Raw genomic sequence first — 24,518 nt, 5'->3', positions numbered from 1 at the left:
GGTGCCCTGGCGGCGCGTCTCACACGGGCCGGACGGCCGTGTACACCGTGTGCGCCTTCAGGACGAACACGTCCTTCCGGCGGTGCACGCTCGCGTCGTCCTCGGGGTCCAGGAGGCGGTCGAGGGTGCTGCGGTCGTCGGGACCGAGGTCGTCGGCGAGCGCCTCGCGCAGCCGTGTCAGGGAGGCGACGACGTAGCCACGGGCACGGTCCGTGGCCGGGGCGGGCAGGTCCAGCAGGAAGCTGCGGGTACCGGTGTGCTTCAGGCCGGCCGCGGTCAGCAGCGCCGGCCAGTCCTCGGTCTCCGTGACGGCACCGGGCAGCTCGGCCCGCATCCGTGTGAACCACTCCGCCTCCATCGCGTCGAGGCGCGCCTGCAGGCCCGGACGCCCGAAACCGATGTCCCGCGGCAGGAACCGCGCGGGCAGACCGCCCTCCAGCAGGGCCAGGGTGCCCCCGGGTGCCAGCCGCGCTGCGAACGCGGCGAGGGCGGCCCGCTGGTCGCCCAGGTGGTGCAGGCTGTTGCCGGCCCACAGCAGGCCGGCCGGGTGGTCCAGCCCGCCCAGGGCGTCCGGCAGGTCACCGGCGATGACATCGAGGCGGTCGGCGAGGCCGAGACGGGCGGCCCGGGCCCGGGCGCGCTCCAGCAGTGGCTCGGAGCCGTCCACGGCGACCACGCGCGCGCCCGGGAACGCCTCGGCGAAATAGCAGGCGACCACGCCCGGCCCGCTGCCCGTGTCGACGATCAGACCGGGCTCCGGCATGTCCTCGGCCAGCCACGCCATGACCTTCTCGTACAGGGGTGAGAACAGCTCCGCCTGGGCCTCCAGCACGGGGGCCATGACGGCCCAGTCGATGTCGGTGTGGTCGTGGTGCCCGTGGTGTCGATGGTGGCCCTGGCGGTCCCGATGACCGTGGTGTGCGTGCGCCATGGTGGTCAGCCTCCCTTGTCGATGCCGCCAGCCTGCGCCGACGCCCCGTGAACCGGCCACTTCGGTTGCCGGGGCGGCAAAAACCACGGCGGTTCGCGATCCGCGGGGACCGGCCCTCCCCGGCCGGTCCCCGCGGATCGCCTCAGGCCGGGGTCAGGACAGCGGCGGATAGGCGTTCGCCATCAGCTGCTGGAACTGCGCCGAGAACCAGTGCCCGGACAGCGGTGCGTCCGGCAGCGCGCCCGACATGTTGTTGCCGTTGCGCGCGTTGCCCGTGTAGGTCGGGTCGCACATGCGGTCGAAGCCCTTGCCCTCGTCGTTCGAGATGGCTGTGCTGGAGCCGTCGGACTCACCCGGCGGCTTCATCCACACGTAGGCGTCGATACCGGCGGCCGGCGACGCCTGCGGGCGCTCGCCGAGCCCGGCGCCCGCCTGGTTGCACCAGTTGCCGATGTTGATGCGCCGGTCGTAGCGGCCGCCGTCGACGTATGTGTCCACACTGGTCGTGGCGCCCGGTCCGGAGGGCCGGGCGGAGCCGCCCCAGCCGTTGCGGGAGGTGTCGATCAGCATGCCGATGTCCGAGTTGAACCCGACCGAGACCAGCTTGTCGCGGAACGCCTGCGCGTACGACAACTCATCGACGTACCGGTTCCAGTCGACCCACTTGGACTGGCGCACCGAGGTGCCGTTCACGGTGTCGTCGACCGTGAAGTTGTCCTCCTTGAGGGCGCTGTAGTTCGCCGTGTTGGTGATGAAGCCCGCCACGTCGTCGACCGTCGCGCCCTCGCTCGTGGCCGCCTGCTTGAACAGGTCCGCCGACGGGCCGAAGTTGTCGTCCCAGCCGAGCCAGCCGTGGTGTCCGGCGTCCACGTAGTTGTAGACGTTGGGGATCGCGCCGAGCGTGGCGAGCGCGTAGCCGACGCCCTTCACGTAGTTGCCGTTGGCCTTCATCGTGTCGCACTCGGGTGTGGCCGTGGCCCGGCTGCCGATGTTGGTGACCAGGTTCGGCAGCGAGTCGATCTCGATCGTGGTGACGATCCGCAGCGAGGCGTACTGGGGGTCGGCCAGGATCGCCGCGATCGGGTCGATGAACTGGGTCTTGTACTTGTCGATCTCCGTCGGGCCGAGTTCGCCGTTGGACGCCAGGGCCGAGCAGTCGCGTCCCGGCAGGTCGTAGATCACGAGCTGGACGACTTCTTCGCCGCTGCCCTTCTGGGCGAGGGCCGCGTCGAGGTGGTCGCGCAGGCCCATGCCGCCGTTCACGCCGTTGATCGCCGCGATGCGGTCGAGCCAGACGCCGGTGGGCTGGTTCGAGACGCGGCTGCCGCCCGGCTCCGCGGCGGCCTTCGCGGACCACTCCGGGTTCACGTACACCTTGGCTCCGGCGTACGGGTTGTCGACGCGGCCGCTCGTGCCGCCACCGCCACCGCCTCCGCCACCGCCACCGCCACCGCTGCCGCCGTCGTCGACGTTGCAGGTGACGCCGTCGAGGGTGAAGGCCGTCGGGACCTCGTTGCTGCCGCTGTAGGAGGCGTTGAATCCGAAGCTGACCGAACCACCCGTCGCGAGTGCGCCGTTGTAGGTCTCATTGGCGGCGGTGACCTCGGCCCCGCTCTGGCTGATCCGCGCGTTCCAGCCGCTGGTGACCTGCTGGTTGCCGGCGTAGGACCACTGCACCGCCCAACTGCTCTTGGCGGCACCGTTGTTGGTGACAGTGACGGCGGCGGTGAAGCCGGTGTCCCACTGGTTCTGCACCGTGTAGGCGACGGTGCAGGGGACGGCGGTGATCCCGGCGCCCGACGAGGGGACGGCGGCAGCCGCGGGTCCCGAGGCCCCGGCGAACAGCGCCAGGGCGGCGAACATCGCTGTTCTGGTACGACTCATGAGTGCGGGTTTCCTTCTCTGTCCACGGGATGTTGACCGTTGCGGAGTCATCCGCTCAGGGCGCGCAGATGGTCACGCAGCCCGATGCCGTACGACGTGGGCGTACCGTCGTAACCGGAGATCAGGGACGGCCCGGACGAGCAGTCCCAGGTGTTCCAGGTCCAGCCGAGATACGAGAGCCCCCGGTCGTCGAACCACTTCATGACCTGGTCGACGAACCCGTGCGAGCAGGTGTTCTCACCGACCTCCCCGGCGACGAGCGGCACCTGGGCCGCCACCGGGGCGAGGGTGGAGTTCCAGCAGCTCTCGTTCGCACAGGCGTTGAAGTTGTAGACGTGGTACGCGGCAACGAGATTGCCCGCGGGGTCGTCGGGCCGGTACGTCAGCCACTGGCTCAGGTCGTTGGAGTACGCGAGGCCGCCCGCCAGGATCACGTTCGTGGCACCGGTGCCGCGCACCGCGTCGACCAGGTCCTGCATGCCGGCGACCTCGTAGCCGATTCCGGGGCAGGTGCCGCCGTCCCGCCAGCACTGCCACGCCTGGGTGGCCGTGGTCGTCGCCCGGTCCGGATAGGGCTCGTTGAACAGGTCGAACGCGACCGCCGGGTCGTCCTTGAACGTGCTCGCGACCGATGCCCAGAACGACGGAGTGTACTGCGCGTCCGGCATCGGCTTCTGGCAGGTGGCGTGCACATCGGAGCAGCCGGCGGAGTTGCCGGTGTACTGGCCGTAGGTCCAGTGCAGGTCGAGGACCGGGGTCATGCCGTGTGCCTCGACCCTGGCCACCAGGTCCTTGACGGCGCCGATGTAGTTGGCGCCCGCGTACTCGGGCTTGATGTTCGAGAGCCCCAGCCAGCACTCCTCGTTCAGCGGAATGCGGACCGCGTCGGTCTTCCAGTCGGCGATCGCCTGGACGGCCGCGTCGTCGACCGGGCCGTCGAAGATGCCGTAGCCCTGGACGCACATGAACTCGCCGCCGGAGCGGTTCACACCGAGCAGCCTGCGGGTCGCGCCGCCCGAGTCCACGAGCCTGTTCCCCGAGACGTGCAGGGCCGGTGCCGTGCCCGCCGGGGGAGGCTGGGTCGGGGGCGGCGTCGGCCCGGGGTCGACGTTGCACGTGGTTCCGTTGAGCGTGAACGATGTGGGCACCGGGTTGCTTCCCTCCCAGGAGGCTATGAACCCGGCGCTGACACTGGCGCCCGTGGCCAGCGAACCGTTCCAGCTCTCGTTGGCCGCGGTCACCGTCGTACCGGACTGGGACCACGTGGCGTTCCAGCCCTGGGTGACCCGCTGGCCGCCCGCGAAGTCGAAGCCGAGGCTCCAACCGCTCACGGCCTCACTGTTGTTGGTGATCTCTACAGCGCCCTGGAAGCCGCTGTCCCACTGGCTGGTCACGGAGTAGTCCACCGTGCACGCGGGAGCGGCGCCCGACGCGGTGACGACCGGCGCGACCACGGTGCCCACGAGGGCGACCGCGCCGGCCACGAGTAAAAGTGCTGAACGAGGGGGGTGTCGCATGAGCGACTCCTTTCAGCTCGGGCGCGTCGTGACGGACGCGCCGACTGATGGAATCGCTCCCACTGGTGCAGGTGAAGGTAGCGCCAAGTGACGAGAAAGGCCAGAGGAGTCACAATCTTGTCTGTTCTACCCGCGTCACATCCTTTTCGACTCTTCACACACCTTGACCGCCCCCACCCCCCTCCCCAATATGGGAGCGCTCCCACTGGTTCAAGGCTTGTTGCTCCTCCCCCCACTTCTCCGAGCCGCAAGGAGGAACCAGCACATGGCACCCAGATGGAGCCGCCGCGCTGCGCGGCGGCTCTGGACCGCCGTCGTGGCGGCCCTCGCGCTTCCCTTCGCCATGCCGGCGGACGGCACGGCCACGGCACACGCGGCGGCGCTTCAGTGCAGTGTCGACTACAAGACCGACGACTGGGGCTCCGGCTTCACCGCCGGCCTCACCCTCACCAACCGGGGCACCGACGCCATCGACGGCTGGACCCTGACGTATGACTACGCGGGCAACCAGACGCTCACCAACGGCTGGAGCGGCACCTGGTCCCAGTCCGGCACGACGGTGACGGTGAAGAACGCCTCCTGGAACGGCACGATCGCCGCCGGGGCCGCGGTGACCACCGGTGCGCAGTTCACGTACAGCGGCACGAACGCCGCGCCGACGAGCTTCGCGATCAACGGCGCCCTGTGCGCGGGCGCCCACCAGCCGCCGGTCACCGTGCTGACCAGCCCCACCGCCGGCGCCGTCTACACACAGGGCGAGGCGGTCCCGCTGGCCGCCACCGCGGCCGCCGCCGACAATGCGACGATCAGCAAGGTCGAGTTCTACGACGACACGACCCTGCTGGGCACGGACACCAGCGCGCCGTACGCGCTCCCGGTCTCCAGTTTGACCGTGGGCAGTCATTCCCTGCTGGCCAAGGCGTACGACAGCCTCGGCGCGTCCGCGGAGTCCACACCGGTCGGCATCACCGTCGCCTCGGGCCCCGCCGTGGTCGCCTCACCCACTCAGCTGGGCGTGCAGCAGGGCACGTCGGGCACCTTCGACGTGAAGCTGTCGACACAGCCGAGCTCCGATGTGACGGTGTCCGTGGCCCGCACAGAGGGCAACACGGGTCTCACGGTGACCGGGGGCTCCTCGCTCACCTTCACGCCGTCCGACTGGGACACCGCCCGGCCGGTGACGGTCACGGCGGACGCGAACGGCACCGGCTCAGCCACCTTCACCGCCTCCGCGACCGGCCACGCCAAGGCCACGGTCACGGTCACGGAGCTGGCGGCCACGAAGGCGTACGACGCCCGGTTCCTCGACCTCTACGGCAGGATCACCGACCCGGCCAACGGCTACTTCTCGCCTGAGGGGATCCCCTATCACTCGGTCGAGACGCTGATCGTCGAGGCACCGGACCAGGGCCATGAAACCACGTCGGAGGCCTACAGTTACCTGCTGTGGCTGCAGGCCATGTACGGGAAGGTGACGGGCGACTGGTCGAAGTTCAACAGCGCGTGGGCCCTGATGGAGAAGTACATGATCCCGACCCACGCCGACCAGCCGGCCAACTCCTTCTACGGCCCCGCGAAGCCGGCGACCTACGCACCCGAGCTGGACACCCCGGACGAGTACCCGGCCAAGCTGGACACATCGGTGTCCGTCGGCTCGGACCCCATCGCGGGCGAGCTGAAGAGCGCGTACGGCACGGACGATGTGTACGGCATGCACTGGATCCAGGACGTCGACAACGTCTACGGGTACGGCAACGAGCCGGGCAGCTGCGAGGCCGGTCCGAGCGCGACAGGGCCGTCGTACATCAACACCTTCCAGCGCGGACCGCAGGAGTCGGTCTGGGAGACGGTGCCGCAGCCGACCTGCGACGCGTTCAAGTACGGCGGCACGAACGGCTATCTGGACCTGTTCACCGGCGACTCGTCGTACTCCAGGCAGTGGAAGTTCACCGACGCGCCGGACGCGGACGCCCGCGCCGTGCAGGCCGCGTACTGGGCCGACGTATGGGCCAAGCAGCAGGGCAGGGGCGCCGACGTCTCCACGACCGTGGGCAAGGCCGCGAAGATGGGCGACTACCTGCGGTACGCCATGTACGACAAGTACTTCAAGAAGATCGGCAACTGTGTCGGCCCGTCCACATGCGCCGCGGGTACCGGCAAGGACGCCTCCCACTACCTGCTCTCCTGGTACTACGCCTGGGGCGGTGCCCTGGACTCCTCCGCCGGCTGGGCCTGGCGCATCGGTTCCAGCCACGTCCACGGCGGCTACCAGAACCCGCTCGCGGCCTACGCGCTCAGCAGCTACCCCGACCTGGAGCCCAAGTCGGCGACGGGCACGGCCGACTGGGCCACGTCGCTCCGGCGCCAGCTGGAGTTCTACCAGTGGCTGCAGTCGTCCGAGGGCGCCATCGCGGGCGGCGCGACCAACAGCTGGCAGGGCCGGTACGCCTCACCGCCGGCCGGGACGTCCACCTTCTACGGCATGTACTACGACTGGCAGCCCGTCTACCACGACCCGCCGTCCAACCAGTGGTTCGGCTTCCAGGCATGGTCGATGGAGCGGGTCGCCGAGTACTACCAGCAGACGGGGAACGCCACGGCGAAGGCGATCCTCGACAAGTGGGTGACCTGGGCGCTGTCCGAGACCACCGTCAACCCGGACGGCACCTACCAGATCCCCTCCACCCTCCACTGGTCGGGCCAGCCCGACACCTGGAACCCGTCGAGTCCCGGATCCAACAGCGGACTGCACGTCACCGTCGCCGACTACACCAACGACGTCGGGGTGGCGGCCGCGTACGCCAAGACGCTGATGTACTACGGCGCCAAGTCCGGTGACCCGACGGCCAAGTCCACGGCGAAGGCGCTGCTCGACGGCATGTGGGACAACTACCGCGACGGGCTCGGCATCGCCGTCCCGGAGACCCGCGCCGACTACAACCGCTTCGACGACCCGGTCTCCGTGCCGAGCGGCTGGAGCGGCACCATGCCGAACGGCGACTCCATCAACTCCTCGTCCACCTTCGCCTCAATGCGGTCCTTCTACGAGAACGACCCGGCCTGGTCGAAGATCGAGGCATACCTCGCGGGCGGCGCCGCGCCCTCCTTCACGTACCACCGGTTCTGGGCCCAGGCGGACATCGCCCTCGCCATGGGCTCGTACGCGGAGCTCCTGGAATAGCCCCGCCAACGCTCCGCGTACCGGGCCGGGCGGACCCCACCCGCACAGGGGTCCGCCCGGTGGGCGGGCCCTACGCGTAGGCGCGCGCGAGGGCGGTCACGGTCGCCGCGATACGGGCGCGCAGTTCCGGCGGCCCCAGGACCTCGATCACCGTGCCCAGGCGCAGGAACTCGTCATGTGCGTGCTCGACGGACTCGATGGGGACGGTGGCCACGGTCCATCCCTCCTCGTCCGTGCGGCCGCCGCTCTCCACGGCGCGGGCCGCGGGACCGGTGAGGCTCGCTCCCGGGGCGAGCCGCACGACGGCCTCCTGCCGGTACAGCCGGTCGTGGAAGCCACGCCGGTACGCCGCCCGGTGCGCGGCCAGGTCGAAGTCCTCCGGCCGGACGAACTCCTCGCCCGTGGCGCCGAGTTCAAGGATCTGGTCGACGCGGAAGGTGCGCGGTCCGGGTCCGGCGACGACGTACCGGCGGCCCGCCTTCAGCACGAGCCCGTACGGTTCCAGGCGGCGCTCCACGTCGGTGGGTTCGCGCCAGCGCCGGTACAGGACGCGCAGCACACGGCTGTGCCAGACCGTGTCGGCGACGGCCGGGAGACAGGGGCCTCGTCGGCGTCCGCGTACCAGCCCGGGGCGTCCAGGTGGAAGCGGCCGCCGATGCGGTCGGCGTGCGCGCGCAGTTCGGGCGGAAGGGCGGCGCGGACCTTGAGCTGGGCGGCGGCCAGGACGGCGCCGAGGCCCAACTGGGCGGCGGGGCCAGGGGCGCCGGACAGGAACAGGGCCTCCGCCTCGCCCGCGGTCAGCCCGGTGAGGCGGGTGCGGTAGCCGTCGAGGAGCCGGTAACCGCCGGCGTGCCCGGCGTCGCCGTACAGCGGGACACCCGCCGCGTGCAGCGCCTCGACGTCCCGGTAGACCGTGCGCACGGACACCTCCAGCTCCTCTGCGAGCTGGGCGGCGGTCATCCGGCCGCGGGTCTGGAGCAGCAGGAGGATGGAGACGAGCCGGCTGGACTTCACCGCCACATGATGTCAGGGAAGAGGCGGGCGGTCCTTGCGGAACGCCCGCAGGGCGAACACCGGGTCGGGGCGCGCCCGGTCCTGGTCCGGCAGCGCCTCCAGGGCCGCCGCCATGCGCTCGGTGAGCGGCGCGCCCGGCGTCAGGGTGGTGAACCAGCCGCGCCTCAGGTCGGCGGCGGCGCCGCGGGGGCTGCGGCCCTGGCCGAGACCGGGGAAACATGCCTGCCCGGACGGGACCAGACCGCACGCGGCGGCGTGGGCCGCGACCATGTCCGCGGCGTCGCGGGCGGGCCGGCGAGGGCGCGGGGCGAGCACGGCGTCTATGTCGCTGCCCACGTCGTGGGCGGCGGCCTTGTCGACGGTGGTGACGTAGACACCGCCGGGCCTCAGCACCCGGGCGCACTCGGCCAGCACGGCCCGCACGGCCTCGGGACCGTCGACGAGATGGAGCAGCCATATGCTCGTGACCGCGTCGAACGTGCCGTCGCGGAACGGCAGCCGGCGGCTGTCGGCGAGGACGACGGCGCAGGGCAGCCGGGCCGCGGCCCGGCGTGTCATCGCGTGCGCCAGGTCGGTGCCGGTCACCCGCAGCCCTGGCCGTCGCGCGGCGAGCCTCCGGGTCACGATCCCCGTCCCGCAGGCGACGTCCAGCAGCCGGCGCGCCCCCTCGGGTATCAGCCCGAGCACGGCGTCCGCGGCCGCCGCCGCCCGGGGTTCACCCCCGCGGGTCGCGTCGTACGCCGCGGCCTCCTTGTCGTAGTCGAGCATGGTGCTCCCGTTCACTGCGCCCCGTGCCCGGGCGCCAGCTCCTCCACCCTGCGGGCCAGTTCCAGGTCCCGCTCGGTGACGCCGCCCGCGCTGTGCGTGCTCACGGCCAGGGAAACGGTGTTGTAGCCGAGGGTGAGGTCGGAGTGGTGGTCGAGCTCCTCCTGGACCTGGGCGATGTGCACGACCATCGCGGTCGCCGCGAGATGCGAGCCGAGCCGGTAGGAGCGGGTGATCCGGTCGCCCTCGAACGACCAGCCCGGCAGCTTCGCCAGCCGGTCCTCGACCTCCTTCTGCGACAGCGGTTCGACGGGCATGACCGGCTCCTTCCATGCGGCGCGGGGGGGGTGGCCCGCCCACCTTGTCACATCCCCTCGGCGCGGCTTCGTACGCGCGCCCGCGCCGTCAGTGTCGTACGCATTCCGCGGCGAGGTCGTCCGCCACCACGGCGATGGCGGCGCGCCCCTCGACGGCCTGCAGCCACTCCTGCGGCAGCCGGTGGTCGCCGTGCCGGGCGCCGAGGAGGTTGCCGCAGATGGCGCCGGTGGAGTCGCTGTCACCGGAGTGGTTGACGGACAGCAGGAGGGCCCGGCGGACGTCCGGCTCGGCGAGGGCGCAGTACACGGCGATGGCCAGCGCCTCCTCGGCGATCCAGCCCGCGCCGAGCGTCTCGACCCGCTCCGCCGTCGGCGCGCCCTCGGCGGCCAGGCCGAGGGCGCGATCCAGCGCGGCCGTGGTCTCCTCGTGCCCGGGGTGGCGGGCCAGCAGCCGCTGCGCGCGCAGCACTGCGCCCTCCAGGGAGTCGCCCTCGACGAGGTACGCCACGATCGCGGCGAAGGCGCCCGCGGAGTAGTAGCCGGTGGGGTGGCCATGGGTCGTCTGGGCGCAGCGCGCGGCCATCTCGAACGCGGTGCCGGCGCTCGCCCGGGTCAGGCCGAAAGGCGCCGAGCGCATGACCGCTCCGCAGCCCTTGGAGTCGGAGTTGACGGGACCGGGCCGTCCCAGCGCGGCCCCCGGGTCGGGGACGAAGTCCTGGGCGAGTCCGGACAGGCAGGCGTTGCCGGGGGCGCGGCGCGCGTACAGCCAGGGCTGTGCGGCGAGGCCGTCACGGACCCCCGCGGGCGGGCCGGGCAGGCGCTGGGTGTCGAGCCAGCGTCCGTAGGCGTCCCGGACCAGCCGGGACCATCCGCCGCCGATGCCCTTGAGCCGCTCCCGCTCGTGTGCCTGCAGGAGCCCCTCCGCGGTGAACAGGGTCATCTGGGTGTCGTCGGTGACCCGGCCCACGATGCCCTCGCCGTCGGCGGTGAGCCCGCTGACGCCCTGGGCTCCGTGCGTGGCCCGGATACGGTCCAGGGAGGCGAACTCGACGGGATACCCGAGGGCGTCACCGATGGCGCCCCCGAGGAGACAGCCGCGCACCCGGGCCCGGTAGATCGCCGCGGCCTCCCAGAACGGGGTGAGCCGGTCGTCCATGTACCACTCCTCGACTACGGTCGTCCCTTGATGTCCTCCCCCTCGTGAACGAGGGGGATTCCTACGGCTCGCGCTGTAGGGGTTCCTGCTTCAACGCCGACTGCCCTCAGGAGAACTCCATTGAGGTCTGACACCAGCTCCACAGGCGGACACGGCCGGCCCGGCCGCCAGAATGTTCTTCGCCGCGTTCACATCACGGTCATGCACGGCGCCGCAGTCGCACGTCCACGCACGCACGTTGAGCGGCAGCTTCTCGCGGACCGTACCGCAGGCCCCGCACAGCTTGGAGCTGGGGAACCAGCGGTCGATCACAACGAGTTCGCCCCCGTACCAGGCGCACCTGTACTCCAGCATCATGCGCAGAGCCGCCCAGGCCGCATCCGAGATGGCACGCGCGAGGCGGCCGTTCTTCAGCAGGTTGCGGACGGTGATGTCCTCGATCACGACCGTTTGGTTCTCACGGACGAGCCGAGTCGACAGCGTGTGGAGGAAGTCGCGGCGCCGGTCGGCGATCCGCGCATGAACGCGGGCCACTTTCCGGCGGGCCTTCTCCCGGTTCGCCGAGCCCTTCGCCTTCCGCGACAACTCCCGCTGCGCGCGGGCCGGGCGGGCGCGGTCACGCCGCTCATGCTTCGGGTTGGCGACCTTCTCCCCGGTCGACAAGGTCACGAGCGAGGTGATGCCCGCATCGATACCGACCGCGTTCACCGCGACCGGAGCCGGTGCGATCACGTCGTCGCACAGCAGCGACACGAACCAACGCCCGGCGCTGTCACGCGAGACCGTCACCGTCGTCGGTACCGAACCCTCAGGGAGCGGACGCGACCAGCGGATGTCCAGGGGATCCGCCATCTTCGCGAGCGTCAGTTGCCCGTCGCACCAGTTGAAGGCGCTGCGGGTGTACTCGGCCGACGCCCGGGACTTCTTCCGCGACTTGAAGCGCGGGTACTCGGCCCGCCTGGCGAAGAAGTTCCCGAACGCCGTCTGAAGGTGCCGCAGCGACCGCTGGAGCGGGACGGACGACACCTCGGTCAGGAAGGCGAGTTCCTCGGTCTTCTTCCACCCTGTAAGCGCTGCGGACGACTGCACGCAGGAGACACGGCGCTGCTCGCCATACCAGGCCCGTGTGCGCTCCTCCAGCGCCCTGTTGCAGACGAGGCGGACGCAGCCGAACGTGCGGGACAGCTCCGCTGCCTGCTCGCCCGTGGGACAGAAGCGGTACTTGAAGGCCCGCTTGACCTGCCGCGCCACGCCTCACAACCTAGCAGTTCCCCTGTGAGTGGCGGGTGTCGGCTGGTGAACGATGAACGCCGGTCCGCCCTGGCGGCGAACCGGCTCTTCCTGCGCCGCTACGCAGGAGCTTCATTTCTCCCCCGCAAGCGGGAGGTACCCCCACCCCCGGCTGAGGCCGGGGGTATGCACGAAGGAAAGGCCCTATGACTGTTGTCGCGTCCGGCGCCGACGCCTCGTCACCGGCCCCTCCCGGCCCGGGCATCGGCCCGCTGCTGCGCGGGTGGCGGGAGCGGCGACGGGTCAGCCAGCTGGAGCTGGCGCTGCGGGCCGGCTCGTCGGCGCGGCACATCAGCTTCGTCGAGACGGGCCGGTCGCGGCCGAGCGAGGAGATGGTGCTGCGGCTCGCCGAGCACCTGGACGTGCCGGTCCGCGAGCGCAACGCGCTGCTGCTGGCCGCCGGGTATGCCCCGCGCTATCCGGAGACACCGCTGGACGACCCGTCGATGGACGCGCTGCGGGCGGGCGTGGAGCAGCTGATCCGGGGATACGAGCCCTATCCGGCGCTGGTGGTGGACGCCGGGTACGACGTGGTGGCGGCGAACCGCGGCATCACGATGCTTCTGGAAGGCGTCCCTGACCATCTGCTCGCCCCGCCCCTGAACGCGATGCGCCTCACGCTGCACCCCGAGGGCCTGGCCGGGCGCATCCGCAATCTGCGCGAGTGGCGCGACCACCTGCTGGCGCAGATGGACCGGCAGATCGCCCTGCAGCGCTCGGCCGCCCTGCGCGCGCTGTACGAGGAGGTGGCGGCGTATCCGGTACCCGGCCGGAGCGGCCCCGGGCCGGACGGCACGGTGCCCCGCTTCGCGCTGCCGATGCAGATCGAACACGACGGCCGGGTGCTGTCGTTCGTCTCGTCGATCGCCACCTTCAACACGCCGATGGACGTGACGGTGGCGGAACTGGCCATCGAGACGTTCCTGCCCGCCGACCCGGCGACGGTGAAGTACCTTCAGTCACTCGGTTTGTGACCCGTCAGCACTTGGCCCCGGGGGGCCGTCGCTCCCTCCGGGGGCCGGGTCGTCATCGCGGCGGCGGCGCCGCACGGCTCCTACGATCAGGGCCCCCGTGCCCCAGATCGCTCCGACGCCGGTCATGAAGCCGACGATCACGCCCCAGCCGCCTCTGAGCCAGTCCCAGAGGGACGGGAAGAAGCCGCGGGGGGAGGCGGCGGCCTGCGCCTCCAGTTCGAACGGCTTCTCGAACAGGACGGCGTCCGAGTCGCGGTAGTACGAGGTGACCGTGAGGGTCACCGTGCCCGCCCGGTGCGGGGTGATCCACCAGACCCACTCGGCACGGTCCTTCGGGGTCAGGACGGGCTGCCGCCGCGACGAGTTCGTCATGCACCCGGCGTCGCCGTGGCAGGCGAGCCGGACGCCGATGTCGGCCCCGGCGTACACCGTGGAGTCCCGCCTGCCGTCGGCCGGTGCCGGCCGGCCGCCCGAGACGACGACCCGGAATCGGGTCTCCTGCCCCGCCTGGAAGTGCAGCCGGTGCACGTCGTCGTAGGTGACACGGCCCTTGAACAGGGCCCTGCGCGCGCCGTCCAGGGCTTCGACGTAGGTCTGCTGGGTCTGCGGCGGCACCGAGCCCGGCGGCGTTCCCCTCGACGGCATCCACGACCAGACCGACGTGACCAGCAGGCCTGCGGTGGCCAGCAGACCCAGCACGCCCACAGGCAGGCCGGCGGGCCCGTCGCCGCCCCCGGGGACACCTCCCAACGCTGCTTCACGGCCCTCGACTTGGCCATGTTCTGCCCCCTCCCCCGTCTCCCCCGGCATCCGCAGGGCCCCCGGCCCCGGCCGCCCGGAAGCATTGTGGACCCTCAACCCATGAGACCTTCACCCGAACATGCCACACTGCTCACGTTGTTCGACGCGTAGGGGAGGCGTGGCGTGAGTGAGCGGCGTCCTGCGCCCACCGTGGGCCAGGTGGTGCTCGGGCGGCGGTTGCAGGAGCTTCGGGAGGCCGCCGGGCTCAAGCGCGAGGAGGCGGCACAGGTGCTGCGCGTCGCCCCGGCGACCGTGCGGCGCATGGAGACCGCCGAGGTCGCGTTGAAGATCCCGTATGTGCAGGTGCTGCTCACCACGTATGGTGTGTCCGACAAGGAGGTTGCCGCCTTCGTCCGGCTCGCCGAGGAGGCCAACCGACCCGGCTGGTGGCAGCGTTACCACGACGTGCTGCCCGACTGGTTCAGTCTGTATGTGAGCCTGGAGGGCGCCGCCCGCATCATCCGGTCGTACGAGCCGCACTTCGTGCCCGGGCTGCTGCAGACCGAGCAGTACGCGCGTGCCGTGCTGGAGGCCGGGACCGTCGGGCAGGCCCGCCCGCAGGACATCGAGCGGCACGTGGCCCTGCGCATGGCCCGGCAGGAGCTGCTCGCCCGTAAGAACCCGCCCCACCTCTGGGTGATCATGGACGAGACCGTGCTGCGGCGCCCGGTGAGCATCCGCTCCGAGGTGATGCGCGAGCAGTTCGACCGGCTTCTTGAGGCCACCGAGCACCCCAGGATCACCCTGCAGGTCGCGGAGTACGCCACCGGCCCGCACCCGGGCACCTACACCCCGTTCGTGCTGTTCCGCTTCGCGGAGCCGGAACTGCCCGACATGGTCTACAGCGAGTACCTGACCGGCGCGCTCTACCTCGACTCGCGCGCCGAGGTGGCCATGCACCTGGAGGTCCTGGACCACATGTCCGCGAAGGCGGCCTCCGTCCAGCGCACGAGAGCGGTCCTGCGGGAGTACCGCGACGCCTTCTGACCCTTCAGGAACACGCCCCGCCTTCCCGGGCACATCACCCAAGGAGCGACCGTATGACGACCGAACGTGAGGCGGTGCCCGCCCGTATCGACACCGGCCGGCCCCACCCCGCGCGGGTCTGCGACTGGTGGCTGGGCGGCAAGGACAACCACCCGGTGGACGAGGAGCTGGGCCGGAGGATCCTCGCCGCGGATCCGGCCGCACGGCGCGGCGCGCGCGCCAACCGCCGGTTCATGCAACGGGCCACACGGACGCTGGCGGAGGGGGGCGTGCGCCAGTTCCTCGACATCGGCACGGGCATCCCCACCGAGCCCAACCTGCACCAGGTCGCGCAGGCGGTTGCCCCCGGGGCACGGGTGGTGTAGGCCGACAACGACCCGATCGTGCTGCGGCACGCCGAGGCGCTGCTGCACGGCACGGCGGAGGGCACCACCGCCTACGTCCACGCGGACGCCCGCGACCCGGAGGCCATCCTCGCACTGGCGGCCGAGTCCCTGGACTTCGGGCAGCCGGTCGCGCTGTCGCTGGTCGCGCTGACCCACTACCTCGGCGACGAGGTCCACGGTCTGCTCACGCGCTACGTCGAGGCCCTCGCTCCCGGGAGCTGTCTGGTCCTGTCGCAGGTCACCTCCGATCTGAACCCCGAGGCGGTCGAGAAGGCCGCCGGGCTGTTCCGGCAAAGCGGCACACCCTTCTTCCCCCGGTCCCTCGCCGAGTTCCGGCGCTTCTTCGAGGGGCTGGAGCTGCTGGGCCCCGGGGTGATCCCCGTCTCCGGGTGGCGGCCGGACCCGGAGGACGTGGCAGCCCAGGCGGATGGCATCGTGCCGGTGTACGCGGGAGTCGCGCGCAAGTCCTGAACCGGAGCGGGTCCGTCCCTCCGCGCGCCGGACCGTCCCTCCGCGCGCCGGACCGTCCGTTCGCCGCCCGGTCCCTCAGGCGGCCCCGCCCCTGGAGTCCTTGTCGTCGTCGACGATCTCCGCGTCCACCACGCCCTCTTCGCCGGGGCCGCCCTCTTCGGGGCCCTGTTCGCCGCCCGGGCCGCCGGAGGCGGACGGCTGGGCCTGGGCGTACATGGCCTGCCCCATCTTCTGGCTGACGGTGGCGAGCTTCTCGATGCCGGCCCGCAGCGCCGCCGTGTCGGGCTCGCCCTTGAGCAGTTCCTTCAGCTCGGTGGCCGCGGCCGTCACCTCGCCCCTGGTGTCCGCCGGAATGCGGTCCTCGTTCTCCCGTACGAACTTCTCGGTCTGGTAGACGAGTTGTTCGGCCTGGTTCCGGGCCTCCGCGGTCTCCCGGCGCCTGCGGTCCTCCTCGGCGTACTGTTCCGCGTCGCGCACCATCCGGTCGATGTCGTCCTTGGGGAGCGCGGAGCCTCCGGTGACCGTCATCTTCTGTTCCCGGCCCGTCGCCAGGTCCTTCGCGGAGACGTGCATGATCCCGTTCGCGTCGATGTCGAAGGCCACCTCGATCTGCGGCACCCCGCGCGGTGCGGGCGGCAGCCCGGTCAGGTCGAAGACGCCGAGCTTCTTGTTGTACGCGGCGATCTCCCGCTCGCCCTGGTACACCTGGATGCCGACCGACGGCTGGTTGTCCTCGGCGGTGGTGAAGATCTCCGAACGCCGCGTCGGGATGGTCGTGTTGCGCTCGATGAGCTTGGTCATGATGCCGCCCTTGGTCTCGATGCCGAGCGACAGCGGGGTGACGTCGAGCAGCAGCACGTCCTTGACGTCGCCGCGGATGACCCCGGCCTGGAGGGCCGCGCCCACGGCCACGACCTCGTCCGGGTTGACACCCTTGTGCGGGTCCTTGCCGGTCAGTTCCCTGACCAGATCGGTGACGGCGGGCATCCGGGTCGAGCCGCCGACGAGGATGACGTGGTCGATCGCGGCGACCTTCACGCCCGCGTCCTTGACCGCCTGGTGGAAGGGGGTCCGGCAGCGGTCGAGCAGATCGGCGGTGAGCTCCTGGAACTGAGCGCGCGTCAGCTTCTCGTCGAGGTGCAGCGGTCCCTCGGCGGAGGCGGTGATGTAGGGGAGGTTGATGGTCGTCTCGGAGGAGCTCGACAGCTCGATCTTCGCCTTCTCGGCGGCCTCGCGCAGGCGCTGCACCGCCATCTTGTCGCGTCCGAGGTCGATGCCGTACTGGCCCTTGAAGCGCTGCGCGAGATGGTCCACGATCCGCTGGTCCCAGTCGTCGCCGCCGAGGTGGGTGTCGCCGTTGGTGGCCTTGACCTCGATGACGCCGTCGCCGATCTCCAGGAGGGACACGTCGAAGGTGCCGCCGCCGAGGTCGAACACGAGGACCGTCTGCTCCTCGCCGCGGTCGAGCCCGTACGCGAGGGCCGCGGCCGTCGGTTCGTTGATGATCCGCAGCACCTTCAGCCCCGCGATCTCCCCGGCCTCCTTGGTGGCCTGCCGCTGGGCGTCGTCGAAGTAGGCGGGCACGGTGATCACCGCGTCGGTGACGTCCTCGCCCAGATACGCCTCGGCGTCCCGCTTCAGCTTCTGCAGGACCCGGGCCGACAGCTCCTGCGCCCGGTAGCGGGTGCCGTCGATGGACCCCTTGTCCGGGAAACGCCAGTTCGCGTCGCCCATGTGCCGCTTCACCGAGCGCGCGGTGCGCTCCACGTTCGTCACGGCCTGCCGCTTGGCGACCTCGCCCACGAGCACCTCGCCGTTCTTGGCGAAGGCCACGACCGACGGAGTGGTCCGCGCCCCCTCGGCGTTGGCGACGACGGTGGGCTCACCACCCTCCAGAACGGCCACCACCGAGTTCGTCGTGCCGAGATCTATGCCGACCGCACGTGCCATCGCTGTCCCCTTCCGCCAGGGAGGTTCCCACGTTCCATCACAAAACTTGAGTGGCCCCTTGTCAATGCCCCGATCGGTCCCCGTGACTCCCGCTCCGTCCTTTTCACGTACCCGGAAACGGCGGTGCCGCGCCCCCTCGCGACGGGCGCGGCACCGAAGGACGGACGACGGTCAGGCGAGCTTGGCCGACAGCGTGATCGTCGTACCGGCCAGGGCCTGGCTGACCGGGCAGTTCTTCTTGGCCTCCTCGGCGGCGGCGACGAAGGTGTCCTCGTCGATGCCGGGGACCGTGCCCTCGACGGTGAGGTGGACGCCCGTGATGCCCTCGCCCGGCTGGAAGGTGACGTCGGCCGAGGTGACGAGCTTGGCGGGCGGGGTACCCGCGCCGGCCAGGCCGTGCGACAGCGCCATGGAGAAGCAGCTGGAGTGGGCGGCGGCGATCAGCTCCTCAGGGCTGGTCCTGCCGTTCGCCTTCTCGGCGCGCGACGGCCACGACACCGGCTGCTCGCCGATGCCGGAGGAGTCGAACGTGACGACGCCGTTCCCCTCGAGCAGGTTGCCTTCCCAGACGGTGTGTGCGGAGCGCGTGGTTGCCACGGTTCTTCCTTTCGGTAGGGGCCCGTTGCCGGGTTCCGTGCAATCCGATCACACATCTCCCCGTGGCACCCGGCTCACCGCACCCGGAACACCGGCCCGCGCGCGGTGAACGGAAGCCGGGCGCCCTGCGGGATCAGACAGGCGTGGTCACGGCGCACCCGCGGGATGTCGCACCACCCGTCCGTGATGACGGTGACGGCTGCCCGCACGCGGCGGCTCCTCGGGTGTGCGAGTGGGGGCGCGGGTGCGCGGGGTCCGACACGGACAGTGTGGGTGGCCCGATCGTCCGCCGCAGCCGGGATTCGGGCGGTGCACGGGCGCGGCCGCGGCCGGTCAGGCGGCGCGTTCGTCCTCGTTCTCGCCTGCGGTCAGCGGTACCTGGGGGCCGCCGCACTCGCGCAGCCAGCGCCGGAAGACATGGTGGAGCCGCTCCGCGCCGACGAGTTCGGTGCCGTCGGGGGCCGGGTCGGACAGTGCCACCGGCGACAGCAGGAACGGCCGCCCCTGGGCGCCGCCGAGTCCGCCGTGGGAGCCGATCTGCTCCTCGAACGCGAGGACTTCGCCCTCGACGGGGTCGTACCAGGAGTTGACCATGATGTCGGCGGCGTGTGGGAAGGCGTGTGTGCGGCGTACGGCGTCGGCGGCGCCGGGCCCGAAGGGGGCGAGCGGTCCGGCCCCGTCGGCGAGCCGGCCGACCGGGATCTGCGCGCCGTGCGCCCCGAGCACCACCCCGCCGTGCTCCTCGCTGCGCACCAGGACGAAGCCGATGCCGGGGTGGTTGGCGAGCGTCGACAGCAGCGCGGGATGGCGCAGGTCGATCTCCTCCTTGCTCATCCGGTGCGGCACGTCCGGGAAGGAGACGAGCCCGAGGTTGCCCGAGGCCAGCACAAGGGGCTCGGAGCGGCGTGCGGGACGGTGCGCCTCGCCGCTCTCCTCGACGGGCCTGTGCAGTGCCGCCCGGACCGCCGCGCGGGCCTCGGCTCCGCTGTGGGTGTGCTCCGCCCTGCGCGGCACGGGCAGCCCGCAGCCGGCCCGCACCAGATTGGCGAGGCTGAGGCCGTAGCGGCCCTGGAAGGTCTCGCCGGGGCTCTGGCCGTGGTCGGACAGGACGACGATCCGGTACGGGCGCGGAGCGTGCTCGGCGACCTGCGCGAGCAGCGCGAGCGAGCGGTCCAGCCGGTGCAGGACCTTCTCGGCGTCGCGGCTGTGCGGACCCGAGTGGTGGGCCACTTCGTCGTACGCCACCAGGTCCGCGTAGACCGCGCTGCGCCCGGCGAGCATGTCGCCGATCACCGCGGCGACGACGACGTCCCGTTCGACGACGGTGGCGAAGGCGCGGACGAGGGGGTAGAGGCCGCCGCGGCCGACGCGCGGCCGCTGCTTCCTGAGGCGGGCCAGGGCCGACTGGCCGACCTCGCGGCCGGCGTCGGCGACGAACGACATCGCGGTGCGGACGGCGTTGGCGGGGTCGCTGAAGTAGGCGAAGTAACCGGAGCGGGAACGGTTCTCCTTCCCGCGCCGCGCGGAGACGGACAGCACCAGGGCCAGCTGGCCGGCGCCGCCGCTGAAGAGGTTGCCGCGGCTCGCGCCGTCCGCGGTGAGGAGTCCGCCGTCACCGGTCCGCGCCACGGCCCGGCGCTGCAGTTCGGCGGCGCTCGTCGGCCGGTTGCAGACGACGACCTCGCGCTGCTCCTTCTCGTACCACCGGAAGGCCGGGACATCGTGGTTGGAGCCGTGCAGGATGCCGAGCTGGCTGGCGCCCGTCTGGCTGGACCAGTCGGTGCGCCAGGCGGTGAGCCGGTGCGTGGGCCCACGGCCGCCGCGGGTAGCGAGCCAGGAGGCGAGGGTGGGCATGATCCCCTTGTCGACGGCCGCCCTGAGCACATCGTGCCCCACCCCGTCGAGCTGGACGAAGAGGGCTCCCGGAGTGGCGGGCCCGGCCCTGTGACCGGAGCGTCCGCGGCGCCGGTCGGCGAGCCGGTACAGCCGCCTGCGGTAGGCGTCGTCGTCCCGCACGGCCAGGGCGGCGCCGGTCGCCGAGGCGACGGCGGACATCGCGGCGGCGACCACAACGGCGGTCTCGGGCGCCGCCTCGCCGCGCCCGGAGGGGTTGATGCGGAGGGCGACCAGCAGCAGGGACCCGTTGAGGAAGAAGACGAGCAGCCCGAGGACGAGCGCGGGCACGAGCAGCAGCAGCCGCACCAGCAGGGGCCACACCAGGGAGGACAGCAGACCGAAGACCCCGGCGCCCGCCGCGGCGGTCACGGCGACGCGGGTCACGCTGTCGCCGCCCGCGGACTCCAGCCGGAAGTCGGGCAGGACCGCGGCGAGGGCCAGCATGGTGACGGTGGACGCGGCCCACACGGTGATGCTGCGCCACACCCCGCTGAGCACGCTCCGCCACCGCCGGCGCACCACACCACACCTCACGTTCCGGCCCGGTCGGTCCCCGAGGGCCCCTCCCCACCTTGTCACACCGACCGGGGGCCGCGTCACCCCGACCGGGACCGCCGGAGCCCCGCCCCGGTCGGCGGCGGCTGCCACCGGGTCATCGCCCGTCGTAGCCCGCCGTCGGCATCGACAGACGGCGGTGCACCCGGGCCTTCATCTGGGCGTCGTACGAGGGTTCCGCGCGGCCGACCGTCTCGACGCGGACGCCCCGGCGCGCGCACTCCGCGGTGAACTCGTCCACGGAGGCCAGGGCCAGCTCCAGGACGCGCCGGCTGGGGGCGACGAACAGGTCGACCAGACCCGCCTCCACATCCGACCACAGGGCGTTGTGATCGGGGCGCAGACCGCGTACGAGAAGTTCCCGTGTCACCACGTACCCCCGCTCGGCCGCCCAGCGCGCGCACATGGCGTGCTGGCCCCGGGAGTCGACGAGGAAGGGGTTGGCCTCCAGCTCCTCCAGCGGCGTCAGGCTGGCGATCGCCGTGACCCGGACCGCGGCAGGTCGGCCGGAGGCGTCGCGCGTACCGGAGGCGCCGTCCGCATCTCCCATGGAGTCCCCCTCACCTCAGGGTTTCCCCGCCGACCCTACTCCTGCCCGTACGCTCGGGGGAGTCGCACGAAGGAGGCAAGGGAGTGCCGGTGGAGATCACATGGTGGGGCCACGCCACCTGCACGCTCCAGGACTCCGGTCTGCGCGTGCTGACCGACCCCCTGTTCACGCCCCGCCTCGCGCATCTGCGCCGGCGGCGCGGCGCCCCGCCGCCCGCCGAGGCGGCGCTCGCGGACGTCGCGCTCATCTCGCATCTGCACGCCGACCATCTGCATGTGCCGTCGCTGGCACGGCTGGCGCCCGGCACCCGGGTCCTGGTGCCGCGCGGCGCTCCGGACCAGGTGCCCGGGCTGCGCCGGCTCGGCCATCTGCGGCTCACGGAGGTGCTGCCCGGGGACCAGGTGCGGGTCGGTGACCTGGTCGTACGGGTCGTACCGGCGCGGCACGACGGCCGTCGGCTGCCGTTCGGGGCGCACCGCTCCCCGGCCCTCGGGTTCGTCGTCGAGGGTGACGCGCGCACGTACTTCGCCGGGGACACCGGTCTGTTCGAGTCGATGGCCGAGGAGGTCGGACCGGTCGACGTGGCGCTGCTGCCGGTCGGCGGCTGGGGACCGTATCTCGGGGAGGGGCATCTGGACGCGGGGCGCGCGGCGCGGGCGCTGGCCCGGTTGGCGCCGCGCAGCGCGGTGCCGGTGCACTACGGCACGTACTGGCCGATCGGCATGGACGCCGTGCGCCCCCATGAGTTCCATGCGCCGGGTAATGAATTCGTGCGCCTCGCCGCGCTCCGCGCGCCCGAGGTGGCGGTGCATGTGCTCTCCCACGGCGAGAGTGTCCGACCGGAGGCCGCCCGGTGATGGTCCTCGGCGCCGCGAGCACCGCCGTGCCCCCGGAGTCCACCCAGCAGGCGGTCGGCTATCCGTCGCTGTTCCTGCTGGTGCTGATCGGTGCCCTGGTACCGGTCGTGCCGACCGGTGCCCTGGTCAGTTCGGCGGCGGTCGTCGCCCTCCACCACACCGCCCCGCTCGCGCTCACGCTGGTCTTCCTCATCGCCTCGCTCGCGGCCTTCCTGGGGGACGTCACGCTGTACTGGCTGGGCCAGCGCGGGATGCGGTCGAAGAACGGTTCCCGCTGGCTGGAGACGATCCGCGACCGCGCCCCCGAGGACCGGCTGGCCCAGGCGCAGGCGAAGCTCGGCGAGCACGGCATCGCGGTGCTCACCGTCTCCCGGCTCGTCCCGGCGGGCCGCATCCCGGTGATGCTCGCCTGTCTGATGGCCCGGATGCCGCTGTGCCGCTTCGTCCGCGGCGACGCCCCGGCCTGCCTCGCCTGGGCCCTGACCTACCAGCTGATCGGCATTCTCGGCGGCGCCCTGTTCCCGGAGCCGTGGCAGGGCGTGCTGGCGGCGGTGGCGCTGACGCTGACGATCAGCACGGCGCCCGGTGTCTGGCGCAGGATGCGCCGCACCCCCACCCCGTGAGCGCGGGGCCCGGCTCACTCCAGCACGCGTGACGCGCCCACCGGCAGGTCCCACAGGTCCTCGCGGGCCAGCCCCGCCTCCTCCCACGCGGCCCGCACCCGCGTCAGCGGTTCCAGGACCGGCTCCGCCGACAGCACGAACGTGCCCCAGTGCATGGGCGCCATCCGCCGCGCGCCGAGGTCGGCCGTCGCCCGGACCGCCTCCTCCGGATCGCAGTGGACGTCGCTGAGCCACCAGCGGGGGTCGTACGCGCCGATCGGCATGAGCGCCAGGTCGATTCCGGGGTAGCGGCGGCCGATCCGCTCGAACCAGTGGCCGTATCCCGTGTCGCCCGCGAAGTACACGCGCCGTCCGTCGGGTGCCGTCAGCATCCAGCCGCCCCACAGCGACCGGCAGGTGTCGGTGAGGGTGCGCTTGGACCAGTGGTGGGCGGGGACGAAGTCGAAGCGGACCCCGCCCAGTTCGGCGCCCTCCCACCAGTCCAGCTCGGTGACGCGGGTGAAGCGGCGCCGCCGGAACCACGGGGCGAGCCCGGCCGGTACGAACATCGGTGTGCCGGGCGGGAGCCGGCGCAGGGTCGGGGCGTCCAGGTGGTCGTAGTGGTTGTGGCTGATGACGACCGCGTCGACGCGCGGCAGGGTGCTCCACGCGATGCCGGCGGGGGTGATCCGGGGCGGCGTGCCGAGGATCCGGCGGGACCAGACCGGATCGGTGAGGACGGTCAGCCCGCCGATCCGCACCACCCAACTGGCGTGCCCCACCCAGGACACGGCGAGTGTGCGCGTGCCGGCCCGCGGCAGGGGGCCGGGCTCGTACGGCAGCAGGGGGATGTCCTTGAGGCCCTCGGGCCCGGGCCGCACCGCCCCCTCGCGGGCGAAGCGGGCGAACGCCTTGAGGCCGGGCAGGGGGGCGGTCAGCCGGTTTGCGAAGGAGCGCGGCCAGATACGGCGCTCGCCGAGCGGACGCGGCTCGGCGAGCGGCGGGAGCGAGGTCGCCGGCCCGGGGGCCTCGCTCAGCAAGGACGTGGACGCCGGGTCTCCCGGGTACCGGGTCGCCTGAGCGGCATTCGTGGTCGGCTCGGACTGCTGCGTCATCGAGGAGACTCCCGTCGCTGAGCGTCGTCGCGTAGATCGTCGAAGACCGATCCCAAGAGGATCAACGCGCGTTGCACGTGTGGCAGTTCCAACGGCGCGGATGAGAGAAGGCACTGCGCTCGCTCCTCGGCGGTGGTGCCGAGCAGGGGGCCGGTGGGCAGGCGGACGCGAAGCGCTGCCAGGTCGTCCCCGAAACGGTGGCCGCCGGGTGCGGGCATGCCGAGCCGGGCGGTGAGGAAGTCCTCCAGTTCCTGTGCGTCGCCGACGCCGTGCCCGCCGAGCGCCTCGCGCAGCGGGTCGAGGTCGGCGTAGAGGTGGCGTCCTGCCTGCGGCGGCCGGGCGAGGGCGCCCGCGGCGACGACGGTACGGTGCACGGCGGCGGCCACGCGCGCGTGCAGCGCGACACCCTCGGTCAGGCGCCGGGCCACGTCGGCGGGCTCGTCGAGGACGTACACGGCCGCGGCGGCGACCGGGTCGGCTATCCGGGCACCGAGCGCGGTGAGCACATCGAGGACGCGGGCGCGCAGCCCGGCGCCGTCGGCGGTGGCCGGGAAGCGGGCGACGGCGGCGGGCCAGCCGGCCGGGAGGAAGGGCCCCGCCAGGTCGGTGACGACGGCGACCCGGTCGGAGAGCATCTCGGCCGGGCTGAACAGCACCGTGTCGTGCGGCCGGTGCAGGGTGTCGCGCCAGGTCTCGTCGCTGACCAGGTGCAGCCCCTCGGC

20 protein-coding genes and 2 pseudogenes (1 of these 22 running past the window's edge) are annotated in these 24,518 nt (G+C 72.1%); 6 read left to right on the top strand and 16 right to left on the bottom strand.

Annotated features, from left to right (window positions below; genetic code table 11):
- Positions 1 to 19: 19 nt before the first annotated feature.
- The 3 genes from ACFSL4_RS30315 to ACFSL4_RS30305 form a co-directional block, all read right to left on the bottom strand.
- The gene (locus ACFSL4_RS30315; RefSeq protein WP_381089902.1) at positions 20 to 931 is read right to left on the bottom strand and encodes a class I SAM-dependent methyltransferase; all 912 of its coding nucleotides are present in this window, start codon (positions 929 to 931) and stop codon (positions 20 to 22) included.
- Between the two features lie 153 nt (positions 932 to 1,084).
- Positions 1,085 to 2,815: a glycoside hydrolase family 6 protein gene (locus ACFSL4_RS30310; protein ID WP_381089899.1), complete on the bottom strand. Its 1,731-nt coding sequence runs from the start codon at positions 2,813 to 2,815 to the stop codon at positions 1,085 to 1,087.
- 47 nt (positions 2,816 to 2,862) lie between these two features.
- Positions 2,863 to 4,332, bottom strand: a complete 1,470-nt coding sequence (locus ACFSL4_RS30305; RefSeq protein WP_381089897.1) for a cellulose binding domain-containing protein — start codon at positions 4,330 to 4,332, stop codon at positions 2,863 to 2,865.
- 265 nt (positions 4,333 to 4,597) lie between these two features.
- Between ACFSL4_RS30305 and ACFSL4_RS30300 the strand changes: the two genes are divergently transcribed.
- Positions 4,598 to 7,513: a glycoside hydrolase family 48 protein gene (locus ACFSL4_RS30300; RefSeq protein WP_381089895.1), complete on the top strand. Its 2,916-nt coding sequence runs from the start codon at positions 4,598 to 4,600 to the stop codon at positions 7,511 to 7,513.
- A 70-nt stretch (positions 7,514 to 7,583) separates the two neighbouring features.
- On the opposite strand, the pseudogene ACFSL4_RS30295 reads toward ACFSL4_RS30300, so the two are convergent.
- The 5 genes and pseudogenes from ACFSL4_RS30295 to ACFSL4_RS30275 form a co-directional block, all read right to left on the bottom strand.
- Positions 7,584 to 8,527 (bottom strand): annotated as a pseudogene (locus ACFSL4_RS30295) (helix-turn-helix transcriptional regulator).
- A 12-nt stretch (positions 8,528 to 8,539) separates the two neighbouring features.
- Positions 8,540 to 9,295 carry a class I SAM-dependent methyltransferase gene (locus ACFSL4_RS30290; protein WP_381089981.1) on the bottom strand — a complete coding sequence of 252 codons (756 nt, stop codon included), beginning with the start codon at positions 9,293 to 9,295 and terminating at the stop codon, positions 8,540 to 8,542.
- Between the two features lie 11 nt (positions 9,296 to 9,306).
- A complete protein-coding gene (locus tag ACFSL4_RS30285; protein ID WP_381089892.1) occupies positions 9,307 to 9,609 on the bottom strand; it encodes a 4a-hydroxytetrahydrobiopterin dehydratase in 303 nt (100 codons plus the stop codon).
- Positions 9,610 to 9,697: 88 nt separating this feature from the next.
- Positions 9,698 to 10,765: an ADP-ribosylglycohydrolase family protein gene (locus tag ACFSL4_RS30280; protein ID WP_381089889.1), complete on the bottom strand. Its 1,068-nt coding sequence runs from the start codon at positions 10,763 to 10,765 to the stop codon at positions 9,698 to 9,700.
- 90 nt (positions 10,766 to 10,855) lie between these two features.
- On the bottom strand, positions 10,856 to 12,016 hold the full coding sequence (locus tag ACFSL4_RS30275) for an RNA-guided endonuclease InsQ/TnpB family protein (RefSeq protein ID WP_381089886.1): 1,161 nt from the start codon (positions 12,014 to 12,016) through the stop codon (positions 10,856 to 10,858).
- 185 nt (positions 12,017 to 12,201) lie between these two features.
- Between ACFSL4_RS30275 and ACFSL4_RS30270 the strand changes: the two genes are divergently transcribed.
- A complete protein-coding gene (locus ACFSL4_RS30270) occupies positions 12,202 to 13,029 on the top strand; it encodes a helix-turn-helix domain-containing protein (RefSeq protein WP_381089883.1) in 828 nt (275 codons plus the stop codon).
- Here the strand turns inward: ACFSL4_RS30270 and ACFSL4_RS30265 are convergent.
- On the bottom strand, positions 13,015 to 13,779 hold the full coding sequence (locus tag ACFSL4_RS30265) for a hypothetical protein (protein ID WP_381089880.1): 765 nt from the start codon (positions 13,777 to 13,779) through the stop codon (positions 13,015 to 13,017). The genes ACFSL4_RS30270 and ACFSL4_RS30265 overlap by 15 nt on opposite strands.
- A 174-nt stretch (positions 13,780 to 13,953) precedes the next feature.
- Here ACFSL4_RS30265 and ACFSL4_RS30260 point away from each other — a divergent pair, with 174 nt between their 5' ends.
- The gene (locus ACFSL4_RS30260; RefSeq protein ID WP_381089877.1) at positions 13,954 to 14,817 is read left to right on the top strand and encodes a helix-turn-helix domain-containing protein; all 864 of its coding nucleotides are present in this window, start codon (positions 13,954 to 13,956) and stop codon (positions 14,815 to 14,817) included.
- Positions 14,818 to 14,870: 53 nt separating this feature from the next.
- A pseudogene (locus tag ACFSL4_RS30255) lies at positions 14,871 to 15,674 on the top strand (SAM-dependent methyltransferase).
- A 75-nt stretch (positions 15,675 to 15,749) separates the two neighbouring features.
- Here ACFSL4_RS30255 and dnaK read toward each other — a convergent pair.
- From dnaK to ACFSL4_RS30230, 5 genes are all read right to left on the bottom strand, one after another.
- Positions 15,750 to 17,624 (bottom strand): molecular chaperone DnaK, encoded by a 1,875-nt coding sequence (gene dnaK / locus ACFSL4_RS30250; protein ID WP_381089874.1) that lies wholly within the window; start codon positions 17,622 to 17,624, stop codon positions 15,750 to 15,752.
- A gap of 171 nt (positions 17,625 to 17,795) precedes the next feature.
- Complete coding sequence (locus ACFSL4_RS30245) at positions 17,796 to 18,221, bottom strand: OsmC family protein (protein ID WP_381089871.1); 426 nt, start codon at positions 18,219 to 18,221, stop codon at positions 17,796 to 17,798.
- Positions 18,222 to 18,295: 74 nt separating this feature from the next.
- Positions 18,296 to 18,430: a hypothetical protein gene (locus tag ACFSL4_RS30240; protein ID WP_381089990.1), complete on the bottom strand. Its 135-nt coding sequence runs from the start codon at positions 18,428 to 18,430 to the stop codon at positions 18,296 to 18,298.
- Positions 18,431 to 18,554: 124 nt separating this feature from the next.
- On the bottom strand, positions 18,555 to 20,615 hold the full coding sequence (locus ACFSL4_RS30235) for an alkaline phosphatase family protein (RefSeq protein WP_381089868.1): 2,061 nt from the start codon (positions 20,613 to 20,615) through the stop codon (positions 18,555 to 18,557).
- A gap of 154 nt (positions 20,616 to 20,769) precedes the next feature.
- Entirely contained in the window at positions 20,770 to 21,222 is a 453-nt protein-coding gene (locus tag ACFSL4_RS30230; RefSeq protein ID WP_381089865.1) for a hypothetical protein, read from the bottom strand.
- 83 nt (positions 21,223 to 21,305) lie between these two features.
- On the opposite strand from ACFSL4_RS30230, the gene ACFSL4_RS30225 reads away from it, so the two are divergent.
- Together ACFSL4_RS30225 and ACFSL4_RS30220 are read left to right on the top strand one after the other, a co-directional pair.
- Positions 21,306 to 22,079, top strand: coding sequence for an MBL fold metallo-hydrolase (locus ACFSL4_RS30225; protein ID WP_381089862.1), 774 nt, complete (start codon positions 21,306 to 21,308; stop codon positions 22,077 to 22,079).
- Positions 22,079 to 22,702, top strand: a complete 624-nt coding sequence (locus tag ACFSL4_RS30220; protein ID WP_381089979.1) for a DedA family protein — start codon at positions 22,079 to 22,081, stop codon at positions 22,700 to 22,702. Before ACFSL4_RS30225 ends, ACFSL4_RS30220 begins: the two co-directional genes overlap by 1 nt.
- 14 nt (positions 22,703 to 22,716) lie before the next feature.
- On the opposite strand, the gene ACFSL4_RS30215 is transcribed toward ACFSL4_RS30220, so the two are convergent.
- On the bottom strand, positions 22,717 to 23,796 hold the full coding sequence (locus tag ACFSL4_RS30215) for an MBL fold metallo-hydrolase (RefSeq protein WP_381089859.1): 1,080 nt from the start codon (positions 23,794 to 23,796) through the stop codon (positions 22,717 to 22,719).
- Positions 23,793 to 24,518, bottom strand: the 3' portion of a protein-coding gene (locus tag ACFSL4_RS30210; protein WP_381089856.1) for an aminotransferase class I/II-fold pyridoxal phosphate-dependent enzyme. It continues 531 nt past the right edge of the window; only the last 726 of its 1,257 coding nucleotides appear in the window; the start codon falls outside the window, past its right edge; it ends in the stop codon at positions 23,793 to 23,795. The genes ACFSL4_RS30215 and ACFSL4_RS30210 overlap by 4 nt, the downstream gene beginning before the upstream one ends.

This window comes from Streptomyces caeni (genome assembly GCF_042678285.1).
GTDB classification, from domain to species: domain Bacteria; phylum Actinomycetota; class Actinomycetes; order Streptomycetales; family Streptomycetaceae; genus Streptomyces; species Streptomyces caeni.
Note: the sequence above shows the minus strand (reverse complement) of the source record. Positions and strands in the feature narration are given on the sequence as shown.

What these genes read in the sequence shown, in the direction of transcription:
- ACFSL4_RS30315 (WP_381089902.1), bottom strand. Translation starts at nt 931, where the DNA reads ATGGCGCACGCACACCACGGTCATCGGGACCGCCAGGGCCACCATCGA.
- ACFSL4_RS30310 (WP_381089899.1), bottom strand. Translation starts at nt 2,815, where the DNA reads ATGAGTCGTACCAGAACAGCGATGTTCGCCGCCCTGGCGCTGTTCGCC.
- ACFSL4_RS30305 (WP_381089897.1), bottom strand. Translation starts at nt 4,332, where the DNA reads ATGCGACACCCCCCTCGTTCAGCACTTTTACTCGTGGCCGGCGCGGTC.
- ACFSL4_RS30300 (WP_381089895.1), top strand. Translation starts at nt 4,598, where the DNA reads ATGGCACCCAGATGGAGCCGCCGCGCTGCGCGGCGGCTCTGGACCGCC.
- ACFSL4_RS30290 (WP_381089981.1), bottom strand. Translation starts at nt 9,295, where the DNA reads ATGCTCGACTACGACAAGGAGGCCGCGGCGTACGACGCGACCCGCGGG.
- ACFSL4_RS30285 (WP_381089892.1), bottom strand. Translation starts at nt 9,609, where the DNA reads ATGCCCGTCGAACCGCTGTCGCAGAAGGAGGTCGAGGACCGGCTGGCG.
- ACFSL4_RS30280 (WP_381089889.1), bottom strand. Translation starts at nt 10,765, where the DNA reads ATGGACGACCGGCTCACCCCGTTCTGGGAGGCCGCGGCGATCTACCGG.
- ACFSL4_RS30270 (WP_381089883.1), top strand. Translation starts at nt 12,202, where the DNA reads ATGACTGTTGTCGCGTCCGGCGCCGACGCCTCGTCACCGGCCCCTCCC.
- dnaK (WP_381089874.1), bottom strand. Translation starts at nt 17,624, where the DNA reads ATGGCACGTGCGGTCGGCATAGATCTCGGCACGACGAACTCGGTGGTG.
- ACFSL4_RS30230 (WP_381089865.1), bottom strand. Translation starts at nt 21,222, where the DNA reads ATGGGAGATGCGGACGGCGCCTCCGGTACGCGCGACGCCTCCGGCCGA.
- ACFSL4_RS30220 (WP_381089979.1), top strand. Translation starts at nt 22,079, where the DNA reads ATGGTCCTCGGCGCCGCGAGCACCGCCGTGCCCCCGGAGTCCACCCAG.
- ACFSL4_RS30215 (WP_381089859.1), bottom strand. Translation starts at nt 23,796, where the DNA reads ATGACGCAGCAGTCCGAGCCGACCACGAATGCCGCTCAGGCGACCCGG.